Below are 12,524 nucleotides of genomic sequence, written 5' to 3'. Positions count from 1 at the left end.
TACAAGAAGTTAAATACAAAGTTAACAGTATAACTATTTACTATTATTTTTTACATATAAATATAAGTTTATCAGCCTCTTCATCTGTATGTAAATTAAAGTTTATGATTTCTTCAAGTTTAAATCCAGAATCAATAATTATATTTTTTAGAAATTGTATATCATGATAGTATTGAGTAATAGTATCTGCTTCTTTTTCATATAGATTATTCTTAGTTTTAGAAAAGAGTGTAATATCAGTTTTTAACTCTTCATTTTCAAAAATAGCATCAATTGCAATAAACCTATCTTCATCTTTTATATTTAAACTTCCTTGAGCTACTTCTTCGAAACCAAATAAAGAGTTTATATCAAAAATAAAATATCCATTGTCATTTAAAACACTTGAAGCATCTTTAAAAAATTGTTTTAATTCATTTTTTGGAATATAGTTTATCACATCAAAAATCGCAGTTGCACAATTAAATTTTTCATTTACTTTATCTAAAGATATTGCATCTGCGTTTAAATTATATGCTTGACATACTTTGATTTGTTCAACACTTAAATCAATTCCATAAGCATTTACTCCATTGGCTAAAAGATGCATCATAAAAGTACCTTGACCACAACCAATATCAATAATATCATCTAAGCCTTTTTCAAAAATAAGACCTAAAAAAGTAGAGTGTAATTCTTTTACTTCATCTTGGAAGTTTAAATACTCCTCTACTCTTGCATATAATTCTAAACCCATTAAAGTACAGCTTCTATCTTCTCTTTTAAGTTAAAGATTAAATCTTTTTTTGCATAATATGAGTTTTTATTCGCTATTAAATGTGCTGAACTCTCCATAATAGTAGGACCAACTTCAAGTCCATTTTGTTTCATTGTTGCACCAGTTTCAACAATATCAACAATACAATCAGCTAAATTAACTAAAGGTGCAAGTTCAATTGAACCATATAATTTGATAATCTCAACTGCCATTGCTTTTTCTTCAAAATATCTTTTTGCAATTTTTTCATGTTTTGTAGCAACTGTGATTTGACTTTTTGAAAAATCTAATTCTTCTCCACGTACTAGTCCAAAAGCAACCTTACAACGTCCAAGTTGTAAATCAAGAAGCTTGATTAAGTCATATTCTTTCTCTTCTAATACATCAAGTCCCACAACTCCAAGATCTGCTGCCCCGTGCATTACATAAGTTGGTACATCTTGATTTCTTACATTTAAAAATCTAAATCCTGCTTTTTCAAGTATTAACTTTCTATCTTCAAAAACAAACTTTTCATCAAAAGCTTTTTCAAACTTTTCTAAAGTTTCCTTTGCAATTCTTCCTTTAGGCAATGCAATTGTTAGCATTAATAATCCCTTTCATGTTTTCAAATATCAAATCTTTTTTATAAATACAATTGTCAAAATATCTACTTAAAAATTCACCATCTCCACCAGTAAATATAATCTGCTGTTTTAAAGCTAACTCTTTTATTGGTAATATGATAGATTTTAAAATAGAATAAGATATCGCATCTTGTGTACAAAGTGGGATTTTATCTAAATTTACCTTTGTATTTATTTCATAGTCAAGTTTTGGTGAAATCTGCTTATACAAATTTTTTAAGTTCATTAATCCAGGAAGAATTATTCCTCCATCATGAATACCATTTTTCATAATATCAACAGTAACGGCACTACCTGCATCAACAATAATTGCATCAGAGTAACCAACACATGCAATTTTTCTATCTAATCCCATACCAATATAAGTAGTTTTAAAATCTAAATATTTTTCTAAGTCTATACATTTTGTATAAGTTTTTATCAGTTTTAAAGATGCTTCTTCATTTACAGAAATAAAATATATTATTTCATCAGAACTTGGAAGTTCTTCATTTAAAGAATATTTTTGATGTTTCCCATCAATTAAAAAATGAAAAGTAGTATTTCCAATATCACATAAAATCAATTAGTAAATCCTAAAGTTTTTTAGGATTATAACTAATTAACTCTTTAATAAATCCGTTTTAGATTTTTTCTATTTTATATCCTAACTTTTGAAGTTTATATAAAATACTATCTTCTCCAACAAGATGTAAAAAACCAACAAGTACATATTCAATATCTTTTGATATAAACATTTTTTCTATTTTTGGCATCCAGTTATTATTTCTTCTTACTAGAAGTTCTTCATATGTTTTTGGGAATTTTATTTTAAAATCATGTAACATTTCTTTTTTGATTAACTCTAGATCACCATTTTTCCATGATTTTCTAATCATAGCAATTTGCTTTGATGCATTTTCCATCTCAGCTAAATTATATTTTATAAAATTTTCTTCATTGCCAATACCCATATTTGAAATATATTCTATTTGTTCTTTCCCCTCTTCCAAATAGAAAATTTCTTTATTTTGCTTTTTTGCTTTTTGCTCAAAATAGTTATCAACACCAGGAAGACTCATTCCTTCTTCTGCATAAACAACCACTGCAAGATAACTAATGAGAAAACCTGGTTTCATTTTTAATATATGCAATGGTAATCTTTTTGAATTCAAATATGATTCTAAAGATTCATAAGTCTCTATGCTCAAAAAATCTTTTATAGTTTGACCATTTTTGTATAAACTTTTTTCTTGCACAAATTCTATAAACTCTTGGGTTTGGAACTTTGATATATCAGCTTCAAATACTATATCATCTGAATTATGAAAAGCATCCTCAAATTGCCTCTTTAGAGGGTAATCTTCTTTTGACAAGAGATGTATTGTCCCTCCAATATAAATAAAATTACCATCTTTCTTTGTAACCTTCCAAACAGAAGAATTTCCTTGTAGACTAATAACTAACAATAAAATAAATATTATTAACTTAGAGAAATAAAACATTTTTTTCCTTTAGTAATCTATTCTTACACTCCATTTGTTTTCTTCTAAAAACTTCTTTGCTTTAGAGCATAAAGCAGAAGAAATAAGTAACTCTTTTTTCTTAAAATTATGTTCTTGGAAATCTACTAATTTAGAATACAACTCTAATAAATCATTTGCATTTTTTCTTATAAATCTACTCTTTGCATCAATTATAAATATTGCGTAGAACTCTTTTTTTACAGAAGTTGCAATATATATTTCTATTTTTTTTCTACTACCTAACTCTTTTGGTGATATCTCTTTTATCTCTTTGAATAAAACTTCTTTATCTAAAAAGTATTTTGTTAAATCCTTCAACTATTGTCATCCTTTTGTCATTTAAGTATTGTATTATAATGGAAACTAATTTATAAGTTATGAATATTTCAGTAAAATTACAAAAAAATGAAAGAAAAAATATGATAGAACAAAGTAGAGTCCTACTTTCAAGTAAAAAAATTTTATTAGGAATATTAATTATAATGTCAGTACAAAATCTATTTGCAAAAGAAAAAGTCATAGCAAAAATACCTGAAGCCTCTGGAATAAGTTATTCAACAAAATCAAACTCACTTTTTGTAGTTAATGACGAAGGTTCCTTATATGAATTATCTAAAAAAGGTAAAATTTTAAGAGAAAAGAAAATAGGAAAATATGATTTTGAAGGAATAGTAGTTGATGATAAAAATAATGTTCTTTTATTAGCAATTGAAGGAAAAGAAAATATTTTAATTCTCTCAAAAGATGATTTTAAAAAAATAAATGAAATATCAGTAAAAAGAACCTATGAAGGTGTTAAAGTATTAAAAAAGGGTTCTGATGGAATTGAAGGAATTGCATTAAAAAATAATAAAATTTATCTTTCTAATCAATCAAATAAGCTTTATCCTAAAAATGATTCTTCTGTTATTGTAATAATAAATTATGATTTAAAGAAGAAAAAACAAAAAATAGAAAATATAATAAATCATGGACTTACAGATATCTCAGGACTTACTTTTATTGGTGATATATTATACATGATAAGCGATAATAACAACTTCATAGTTAGCTATGATATCAATAAAAAGAAAATACTAAAAAAAGATAAACTTCCTAAAAAATTTGCTCAAGAAGGAATTGCTTTTGATAAAAAAGGTAATCTTTATATCGCTGATGATAAGGGACAGATACTTAAAATTAAAAAATATTTAGAAGAATAAATGGACGAACAACAAGAAATAAAATTAACTTACGAAGAACAAACTAAAATTACAAGAGCAATAATCAAAGCAGCTGTTTTAATGTTAGAATTTGGAGCAGAAAGTACACTTATAGAAACAACTGCACAAAGGCTTGGAAAAGCTTTAGGTGTGGATTCAGTTGAAGTATCTTTAATTCCATCAGCCATTGTATTAAGTACGCTAAGTAAAAATCAAACTCAATCAGTAACAACTACAAGAAGAGCACACCACAAACCAATCAATATGTCTATTGTTTGTGATGTTCAAAAAATGTGTCATGATGTTGAAAAATTGAAATACAATGTAGATTTTGTATTTAAAACAATAAAAGAGATTCAACCAAATTACTATAACAGATGGTTAGTAGTAATCATGGTAGGGCTTTCTTGTGCTTCTTTTGCATATCTTTATGGAGCAGATTGGCAAGCTTTTTTAACTACTTTTGTAGCTTCATCAGTAGCAATGTTTACAAGACAAGAACTTGCAAGAAAAAAGTTTGTTATGATTATAACCTTTGGGGTAACAGCTTTTGTTGCAACAGTAATAGCAGGACTATCACAAATTTATCATTTTAGTTCCACACCAAATATTGCCCTATCTTCAAGTGTAATTTTACTTGCACCTGGTTTCCCTTTTGTAAATTCTGTTTTAGATGCAGTAAAAGGTTATTTAGCAATGGGTTGGGGTCGTTGGATGCAAGCTGTATTACTTACAATTGCTACAAGTATTGGTATTATTTTGGCTTTTGCATTATTAAATCTAGAAGGATGGTAAATGAATGAATTAATTTTACAATACCTTATAAATGCCATCTTTGCAGCAATTCCTGCAATAGGATTTGGTATGGTTTTTAATGTACCAAAACACACTTTAGTTTATTGTGGTATTGGAGGAGCTATAACTTATACAACGAGATTTATTTTATTAGATTTTGATGTATCAATTGAACTTGCTACTTTTTTAGCTTCAACAGTCATTGGAATAGTTGCACTTTATTGGTCAAGAAAATATATAATTCCAAGACCTGTTTATACTATTGCTTCAATTATTCCACTACTTCCTGGAACATATGCATTTACAGCAATGATAAACTTAATAGATATGAATGCTCATGGAGTAACACCAGAACTTATTTCAATGTTTATTGAAAACTCTTTAAAAACAATTACAATTCTTGGTGGAATTGGATTTGGATTAGCATTGCCATCACTTTATTACATAAGATATAATAGACCTATTATATAAATTTATTTACCAATAGAAAATAAGCCTCTGATTAAATAATAGAGGCTAAAAAGGAAAACTATTGGTAAAAATATGGTTTGAAAAATAAAAGCGATAATTAAAGAGACTATATATTCACTTGAGTTATCAACAGCTTTTTGATACTGATTTACTTTCTCTAGATAATATTTAGAATCAAACTTCTCTATCATCTTATCAAGAAATGAATTATCTTTTTTTTGTATAGTTTCATTTGTAACTTTACTAATATCTTCTTTGACTTTGATAATATTTTCATTAAGTTGTTCAATATTATAATGTGGCTTGACAAAGTACTCATATGATAAATCATTAACCAAGCTAATACAAGGAACAGCAAAACGTAAAAACAATAAAATTATTGTGATTTTAAAAAAAAGTATTCGTATCTTATCATCTTTTCTAAAACGTAAATATAACCAAATATTTAGAACAATTAAGCAACTAGCTAAAGTAATATTATATAAATCAGCTGTTACAAAATTCATCAGTATTTTTTGAATACCAAGGGAAGTTAAACTAGCAAGCATTACAAAAGCAAATTGTTCTACTAAATCATTTATAGGATCTAATATTTCTCCAACTGCAATAGTTAAAAAGGGTAAATCTATTTCTGTACCTTGAGCTAAAGAAATAACTGCATTTAAAGCTTTTGCACTTCCAAAAACAACTACTGCTTGAGTAAAAGCATCATCAATTAAAGCTTTTGATTTTATATCAATTGCAAAAGTAAAAATCACAATAAGAACAATTAATGATATAAAAAAGATTAAAAACTTATTCCAATTTTGTTTTACAAACTCCATGTTATATTACTTCTTCTTTATCTCTAAACGTTGTGGTCTAATAGTAATATCAGTAACCACACCATCAAACTCTATAATTTTTAATACTGATTTAGCAATATCTTCTGCTAAGAGATGTGCTTCTTTATTTTCACTTGGTTCAAAATTAAACTCATCAAAAAAATTTGTTTTTGTAAGATCTGGATTTATTGTGGTAACTTTTACATCAGCTTTTCGCAACTCTTCAAATAAAGCTAAACCAAAATCTCTTAAACCTGACTTTGTAGCTGTATAAAGTGCTGAAAACTTTGAGTGTCTTGTTGCTTCAACTGAAGCTATATTTATAATATGACCTTTTGTTTTTTTAAGACTTCTAAGACAAAGATTCGCAAGAAGTATAGGTGCAGTTAAATTAACATCTATTAACTCTTTTATTTTATGAATTGATATTTCTTCATGGGGCTTAAAAACCCCTACTCCTGCACAATTTACAAGTAAATCTATATCATGAGTCTTTAATAAAGTCTTAACTTCTAATTCTAAGTGAACACTATCTTCAAGTCTTGATTCTAATTTAAAAACTTTATATCCATTAGTCTCTAAGGTTTCACAAATTGCTTTACCAATTCCTGAAGAATAGCCTGTAACTATTGCTTTTGTTTCCACTCTCTTCTCCATTTTTTAATAACACCTTTTTTCATTTTAATTCTAATATAAAATAAAATAAAAACAGCAAGGGCAACTAATATTGAGATAATTATAGTTTTTAAATACTCATCAATTAAGTCCTGATTTGAACCTATAAAATATCCAAGAAGTGCTAAAATTAAAACCCAAATTCCAGCCCCTAAACTAGTATACAAAGAAAATTTCCAAAGATTCATTTTAGCTAAACCAGCAGGAAGTGATATATATTGTCTAACAGCAGGGATAAGCCTTCCTGAGAAAGTAGATATATGTCCATGTTTAGCAAAGAAGTTTTCCATTTTTTCTAAAGTCTCTTCTTTTACTAATACATATTTCCCATATTTACTTAAAAACTGTCTTCCAAACTTCATTGCTAAATAATAATTAAATACTGCACCAGCCAAGCTTCCTGCAATTCCTGCAAAAATCGCAATTGCCAAATTCATTTCACCTTTGTAAGCTAAATATCCAGCTGGAATCATAACTACTTCAGAAGGAAATGGAAAAAATGAACTTTCTAAAAACATCATCACAAAAATTCCAATATAGCCTAAATCACCAACAATTTTTACAACAAAATCTACTATTTCATGAAGCATTTAATACTATCCTTAACTTTTTAATAATGCGATTGTAACTAATTAAAAATAAAATTCTTTTAATCAGCATAAAAAAAATAATAATAAATTAGTTTTTTTTTATTATTAATATACATTAGGTTATAATCTTGATACAATCTTGATACAAAAATAAAATTTAAATAATAAGAGTAATATATGAAAATAGGATTAAAAAGTCATTTAAAAAATACTACTAAGCCTCTACATGACTGGCTTGAGTTTTCAACAATTTTTAATGAAATTAAAGATAATAATTTAACTAAAGAACGATATATTTTTTTATTAATAAAATTATATCAATTTATAAAAATACTTGAACCAAAAATAAAATCTTTTGAAAAACAATTTCAAGAAAATGGTTTATTAGATATAAAAGAGCGACTAGAGAAACAATTATGGCTTGAAGAAGATTTAAAATCTTTCGATATTTCATTAGATACAAATAATGAAAAATTAGAATTTAATACACTTAACAATCTTGATTCAATAGCAGGGGCACTATATGTACTTGAGGGTTCTACTATGGGTGGATTACAAATAGTAAAAATCATGACTACAAATTTTGATAAAGATATTCCTTTAAGATATTATAAAAGTTACAATGAAAATACCATGCCTATGTGGATGAGTTATTCAAATTGGCTTGATAATACAAATATAAATGAATATGAGGCGACATTAGGAGCAAGTGAAGTTTTCATTGCTTTAAAAAAACATATAGACTCATAGGATATAAAAATGAACAATAAAGAACTTGATAAACTATTACAAACCTGCGAACAAGAACAATTACATCTTTCAGGAATGATTCAACCTTTTGGTTCTATTATTGTTATAAACGAAAACAATCTTATAATCACCCATGTAGCAGAAAATATTAATGAATTTATAAACTTTAGTGTTGATGAACTTTTAGGTAAAAGAATTGAAACTTTACTACCTAACTGGATGAACTATTTTAAACTTTTAGATGAAAAATTAGACCATCCATATGTTTATCAAAAAATCAAAGATGAAAATATATATCTTAAAATTTCAAAAACAGATGACAACTTTATAGTAGATATCCAAAAAATTTCACAAAAAGCAAAAGAAAAAGTTTTAAATAGAGATATGAATGAACTTTATATTACCCCAGATTCAGAAGAAAGTTATAAAGACTATTTGCAAACATATATGCAAATGGTTTCAGAAACAATTAATTTTGATAGAATCATGCTATACCAATTTCAAGATGATTGGAGTGGAAAAGTTGTTGCAGAAAAAATTTTGTCAAACTCATATGGAAGTTATTTAGATCTTAGATTTCCAGCTTCAGATATACCAAAAATTGCAAGGGAGTTATATGTACTAAATCCCTCTAGAATAATAGCAGATACAAAAGCAAAAAATGTAGATATTATTGCTCTACCAAAAAATATTCCAGATCTTACATATTCTGATACAAGAAGTGTTTCACCTGTCCATATAGAATATTTGAAAAATATGGGAGTTGAATCTTCATTTTCAATACCTATAATAATTTCTAATAAACTTTGGGGACTTTTAGCATGTCACAATTTTAAAAAGAAACTTCTTGATCCTATTACTAAAAATGCAGCTATTGAAGAAACAAAGCTTTTTTCTTTAGGTATTCAAAACTATTTAGCAAAAGAGAAACTAAACTATATTGATTTAATTGAACATAAAGTAAATGATATTGCAGATTTAATTATCAACAAAGGTTTAATAGAAGATGAAATAATGAAAAATCAAAATAGATTTTTAAATTTAATTTCAAGTGATGGTTTCATTCTAGTTATAGATAACCATATAACAAGTTTTGGAAACTTACCTGATAATAATTCATTTATATATCTAGACAATACTTTTATGAGTAATACTGAAATAAGTTTAGTTAGTAATTCTATTTCAAATGAATTGTTTGAAGATAATCATTATTTAGGTCCAGCAGGAGTATTAGGAATAAAACTAAGAATTAATAACCATGATGTTAGATCTTATTGGTTTAGAAATGAATTTATCGAAGAATTACACTGGGCGGGGAATCCAAATAAACCTGTAATTGAAAATGCTGGAGCATTACAACTTTCACCTAGAAGATCTTTTGAAGAATTTATTGAGATAAAAAGAGGGTTTAGTAAAAAATTTACTACATTAGAAATTTCGGCAGGTTTAAAATTTGCTAATACTTTTTTTAGATATTTAGTTAAGGAAAAATAATGGGGAAGAATAAGTTTTGGATCGGTATTGGTGCTTCTGCAGGTGGACTTGATGCAATAAAAGATTTTTTAAAACACTTAGAGTTTGAAGATAGTATTTATATAATAGCTCAACATCTTGACCCTTCACATCCTACAATTCTAAAAGAACTATTAGAAAAAGTTACATCTTTCCCAATATATATGGTTGAAGAAGATATAAAACCTGAAAAAGGTTCAATATATATTATAGCTCCAGGGCATAATGCAACAATTGAGAAAGAACATATTATTTTATCTCCAGCAGCAATAATTGGACCTAAACCATCGGTAAATGACCTTTTTTGTTCTATGGCAGATGAAATAAAAGAGTTCTGTATTGGTATTATCTTATCAGGAACAGGTAGTGATGGTGCAGTTGGAATAAGTGCAATAAAAGCTGCAGGAGGAATAACAATAGCACAAGATAATCAAAGTGCAAAGTATTCTGGTATGCCAAGGTCTGCAATGGATACTGGGTTTGTAGATTTAGTACTATCACCAAAAGAAATAGCTAGCGAATTACCTAAACTTATATATTCAAGTAAAGAGAATATTAAAAGAGTTACAGAACCAAAAGTTAGAACAAATTTGGAAAAAATCTTTCAAGCAATTTTTGATCAAACTTCATATGACTTTAGTGGTTACAAACTAAAAACTATACAAAGAAGAATACAAAGAAGAATGGTTGTAAATAAGTTTGTTACCTTGGATGACTATGTTGAACTCTTATCAAACTCTTCAAATGAAGTAGAAGCACTTTTTAAAGACCTTCTTATTTCAGTAACTGACTTTTTTAGAGATAAAGAAGCTTTTGATGATTTAAAAGTTATTGTTGATAATATGATTGATAAAAGAGACCATACTGAACCTATTAGAGTTTGGGTTGCAGGTTGTGCAAATGGAGCAGAAGCATACTCTATGGCAATACTTTTTGAAGAAGCAAATAGAAAATTAAATAAACAAATTCCTTTTCAAATTTTTGCAACAGATATTGACGATTATGCTTTAAATTTAGGAAGAAAAGCTGTTTATTCTAGTTCTCAAACAAAAGAGATTAAACCAAATATATTAAAGCGCTATTTTCAAGAAAATGATGCAAGTTCATATATGATAAATAAAACATTACGAGATCATGTTGTATTTGCAAAACAAAATATGATTACTGATCCTCCTTTTTCACATATTGACTTAGTTAGTTGTAGAAATGTTTTAATCTATTTTAATAATGAAACACAAAAAAAGATATTTCAAACATTTCATTATTCACTAAAACCAGATTGTTTCCTTTTTTTAGGAAAATCAGAATCAGCTTCAAATACTTCACCTGAACTTTTTGAAGTTTCAACAAAAAAATCACAACTATTTAAAAGAAGAAAAACCGAATTATCATTTAATTTAGAATATACAAAAGGTGCTAAAAAATTAGTGCATAATCAAAAAATCTCAAGTTTACAATCCAAAGTAAAAATAAATGAAGACATATCTTTAAAAGATAAAATGAATCAAGTTATAAACGAAAAACTTATGCCAGCTTCAATTGTTATAAATTCAATGGGAGAGATGCTTCATATAAATGGAAATTTAAATCCATATTTAACATTTCCAGAAGGAAGATTAGAATTAAATATATTAAATATGGCAAAAGGTGATTTAAAAATAGATATAAGATCCCTTTTACAACAGGCAAAAAGAGATGGAAGAGCAAGTTCACAAGCTCTATTTCATGAAACAAAAAATAAAAATACAATGCTTTATATAGCTATAGAAAAAATCCATCCAGATATAAATGATGAGCTATTTGTTCTTGCATTTTTTGAATTGCAATTATCTTATGAAAGTTCTCTTCCTGTTAATTATCAATCTATTGATGATTTAAGTAAAGATAAATTAAAACAAGAAATTGAGATTTTTAGAGAAAGACTACAAAGTTCTATTCAAGATTTAGAAACAAGCAACGAAGAATTACAATCTACAAATGAAGAATTGCAATCTGCGAATGAAGAGATGCAATCTGCAAATGAAGAATTACAAACTGCAAATGAAGAACTTCAATCTACAAATGAAGAGCTTTCAACAGTAAATGAAGAGTTAGAGGTAAAATCATTTGAATTAGGAAAAGTAAATAACGATCTTACAGCTATGTTAAGTTCAATAGATGACAATATACTTTTTGTAGATAATCGCCTAAGACTTCAAAGGTATACAAATAAAGCAGGTAAACTTTTTGAACTATTACATGATGATATAGGACAAGTAATTACATCTTTTAGCTTTAGTATGGATATTCCAAATTTAAGAGCAGAACTGATAAATGTAATTGAAATGGAAAGAGAATGCATAATAAATTTAAGAAACAAAAGTTTGCAACACGATTTAAGAATTGTTCCTTATAAATTTGATAATAGAGAAGTTGTTGGAGCTATTCTATTTTTTGAAAAAATAAAAAATAAAACTGAAATATCTAATAAACAACACGAAAACTTTATGAACGTACTTGGAAAGTATACAAAATACCCTATGGTTTGTGTTAATATAGCAATGGAATTTGTTCATGTAAACTTTTTAGCAGAAGAACTTTTTGGTTATTCTAATGAAGAATTTACGCATATGAGTTTCGAAGAACTTTTTTTAAATATGACTCATAACCAAATAGAAAATACTATTTTTAAAAATGATATAATTGATAGTGACGGTTGGAGTAGTATTACTATAGTAACTAAAGAAAAAGAGAAAAAAGTTGTAAGATTCAAATATGAGAATTGTCCAGACCAACTCTATACAGATAGAGTTATATTTTTTAAATTTGCTTAAAAGA

Annotated in this window: 14 protein-coding genes; 6 read left to right on the top strand and 8 right to left on the bottom strand. The window is 26.7% G+C overall.

All coding sequences use genetic code 11. The features are described from left to right. Positions 1 to 43 precede the first annotated feature (43 nt). Genes BT997_RS02890 through BT997_RS02870 form a run of 5 tightly spaced genes read right to left on the bottom strand, consistent with a single transcriptional unit; the run spans position 44 to position 3,206 of the window. Positions 44 to 736: a bifunctional 2-polyprenyl-6-hydroxyphenol methylase/3-demethylubiquinol 3-O-methyltransferase UbiG gene (locus tag BT997_RS02890; protein WP_072679937.1), complete on the bottom strand. Its 693-nt coding sequence runs from the start codon at positions 734 to 736 to the stop codon at positions 44 to 46. Beyond that, on the bottom strand, positions 736 to 1,344 hold the full coding sequence (gene hisG, locus BT997_RS02885) for an ATP phosphoribosyltransferase (RefSeq protein WP_072679936.1): 609 nt from the start codon (positions 1,342 to 1,344) through the stop codon (positions 736 to 738). The genes BT997_RS02890 and hisG overlap by 1 nt, the downstream gene beginning before the upstream one ends. Next, positions 1,322 to 1,948 carry a type III pantothenate kinase gene (locus BT997_RS02880; RefSeq protein WP_072679935.1) on the bottom strand — a complete coding sequence of 209 codons (627 nt, stop codon included), beginning with the start codon at positions 1,946 to 1,948 and terminating at the stop codon, positions 1,322 to 1,324. The genes hisG and BT997_RS02880 overlap by 23 nt, the downstream gene beginning before the upstream one ends. A gap of 58 nt (positions 1,949 to 2,006) precedes the next feature. After that, positions 2,007 to 2,867, bottom strand: a complete 861-nt coding sequence (locus tag BT997_RS02875) for a TraB/GumN family protein (RefSeq protein ID WP_072679934.1) — start codon at positions 2,865 to 2,867, stop codon at positions 2,007 to 2,009. A gap of 9 nt (positions 2,868 to 2,876) precedes the next feature. Further along, positions 2,877 to 3,206: a hypothetical protein gene (locus BT997_RS02870; RefSeq protein ID WP_072679933.1), complete on the bottom strand. Its 330-nt coding sequence runs from the start codon at positions 3,204 to 3,206 to the stop codon at positions 2,877 to 2,879. A gap of 101 nt (positions 3,207 to 3,307) precedes the next feature. Between BT997_RS02870 and BT997_RS02865 the strand changes: the two genes are divergently transcribed. From BT997_RS02865 to BT997_RS02855, 3 genes are read left to right on the top strand one after another with little or no spacing between them, the layout of a single operon-like run. After that, positions 3,308 to 4,090 carry an SdiA-regulated domain-containing protein gene (locus BT997_RS02865; protein ID WP_174247184.1) on the top strand — a complete coding sequence of 261 codons (783 nt, stop codon included), beginning with the start codon at positions 3,308 to 3,310 and terminating at the stop codon, positions 4,088 to 4,090. Next, complete coding sequence (locus BT997_RS02860; protein WP_072679931.1) at positions 4,091 to 4,885, top strand: threonine/serine exporter ThrE family protein; 795 nt, start codon at positions 4,091 to 4,093, stop codon at positions 4,883 to 4,885. Then, positions 4,886 to 5,356 (top strand): threonine/serine exporter family protein, encoded by a 471-nt coding sequence (locus BT997_RS02855; protein WP_072679930.1) that lies wholly within the window; start codon positions 4,886 to 4,888, stop codon positions 5,354 to 5,356. A 2-nt stretch (positions 5,357 to 5,358) separates the two neighbouring features. Here BT997_RS02855 and BT997_RS02850 read toward each other — a convergent pair whose 3' ends face one another. The 3 genes from BT997_RS02850 to BT997_RS02840 are packed head-to-tail and all read right to left on the bottom strand — an operon-like array spanning position 5,359 to position 7,445. Then, positions 5,359 to 6,180 (bottom strand): hypothetical protein, encoded by an 822-nt coding sequence (locus tag BT997_RS02850; protein ID WP_072679929.1) that lies wholly within the window; start codon positions 6,178 to 6,180, stop codon positions 5,359 to 5,361. 6 nt (positions 6,181 to 6,186) lie between these two features. Further along, complete coding sequence (locus BT997_RS02845) at positions 6,187 to 6,837, bottom strand: SDR family oxidoreductase (protein WP_072679928.1); 651 nt, start codon at positions 6,835 to 6,837, stop codon at positions 6,187 to 6,189. Continuing rightward, the gene (locus tag BT997_RS02840; RefSeq protein WP_072679927.1) at positions 6,807 to 7,445 is read right to left on the bottom strand and encodes a DedA family protein; all 639 of its coding nucleotides are present in this window, start codon (positions 7,443 to 7,445) and stop codon (positions 6,807 to 6,809) included. Before BT997_RS02840 ends, BT997_RS02845 begins: the two co-directional genes overlap by 31 nt. A gap of 177 nt (positions 7,446 to 7,622) precedes the next feature. Here BT997_RS02840 and BT997_RS02835 point away from each other — a divergent pair, with 177 nt between their 5' ends. The 3 genes from BT997_RS02835 to BT997_RS02825 are packed head-to-tail and all read left to right on the top strand — an operon-like array spanning position 7,623 to position 12,520. Further along, the gene (locus tag BT997_RS02835) at positions 7,623 to 8,195 is read left to right on the top strand and encodes a biliverdin-producing heme oxygenase (protein WP_072679926.1); all 573 of its coding nucleotides are present in this window, start codon (positions 7,623 to 7,625) and stop codon (positions 8,193 to 8,195) included. Positions 8,196 to 8,204: 9 nt separating this feature from the next. Next, positions 8,205 to 9,689 (top strand): GAF domain-containing protein, encoded by a 1,485-nt coding sequence (locus tag BT997_RS02830; RefSeq protein WP_072679925.1) that lies wholly within the window; start codon positions 8,205 to 8,207, stop codon positions 9,687 to 9,689. Further along, a complete protein-coding gene (locus BT997_RS02825; RefSeq protein WP_072679924.1) occupies positions 9,689 to 12,520 on the top strand; it encodes a CheR family methyltransferase in 2,832 nt (943 codons plus the stop codon). The genes BT997_RS02830 and BT997_RS02825 overlap by 1 nt, the downstream gene beginning before the upstream one ends. The last annotated feature ends 4 nt before the right edge of the window (positions 12,521 to 12,524 follow it).

The organism is Arcobacter sp. LA11 (assembly GCF_001895145.1).
In the GTDB taxonomy this organism is placed as follows: domain Bacteria; phylum Campylobacterota; class Campylobacteria; order Campylobacterales; family Arcobacteraceae; genus Halarcobacter.
Note: the sequence above shows the minus strand (reverse complement) of the source record. Positions and strands in the feature narration are given on the sequence as shown.

Coding starts and splice junctions, on each gene's coding strand:
- BT997_RS02890 (WP_072679937.1), bottom strand. CDS start 736: ATGGGTTTAGAATTATATGCAAGAGTAGAGGAGTATTTAAACTTCCAA.
- hisG (WP_072679936.1), bottom strand. CDS start 1,344: ATGCTAACAATTGCATTGCCTAAAGGAAGAATTGCAAAGGAAACTTTA.
- BT997_RS02875 (WP_072679934.1), bottom strand. CDS start 2,867: ATGTTTTATTTCTCTAAGTTAATAATATTTATTTTATTGTTAGTTATT.
- BT997_RS02865 (WP_174247184.1), top strand. CDS start 3,308: ATGATAGAACAAAGTAGAGTCCTACTTTCAAGTAAAAAAATTTTATTA.
- BT997_RS02860 (WP_072679931.1), top strand. CDS start 4,091: ATGGACGAACAACAAGAAATAAAATTAACTTACGAAGAACAAACTAAA.
- BT997_RS02855 (WP_072679930.1), top strand. CDS start 4,886: ATGAATGAATTAATTTTACAATACCTTATAAATGCCATCTTTGCAGCA.
- BT997_RS02850 (WP_072679929.1), bottom strand. CDS start 6,180: ATGGAGTTTGTAAAACAAAATTGGAATAAGTTTTTAATCTTTTTTATA.
- BT997_RS02845 (WP_072679928.1), bottom strand. CDS start 6,837: ATGGAGAAGAGAGTGGAAACAAAAGCAATAGTTACAGGCTATTCTTCA.
- BT997_RS02840 (WP_072679927.1), bottom strand. CDS start 7,445: ATGCTTCATGAAATAGTAGATTTTGTTGTAAAAATTGTTGGTGATTTA.
- BT997_RS02835 (WP_072679926.1), top strand. CDS start 7,623: ATGAAAATAGGATTAAAAAGTCATTTAAAAAATACTACTAAGCCTCTA.
- BT997_RS02830 (WP_072679925.1), top strand. CDS start 8,205: ATGAACAATAAAGAACTTGATAAACTATTACAAACCTGCGAACAAGAA.
- BT997_RS02825 (WP_072679924.1), top strand. CDS start 9,689: ATGGGGAAGAATAAGTTTTGGATCGGTATTGGTGCTTCTGCAGGTGGA.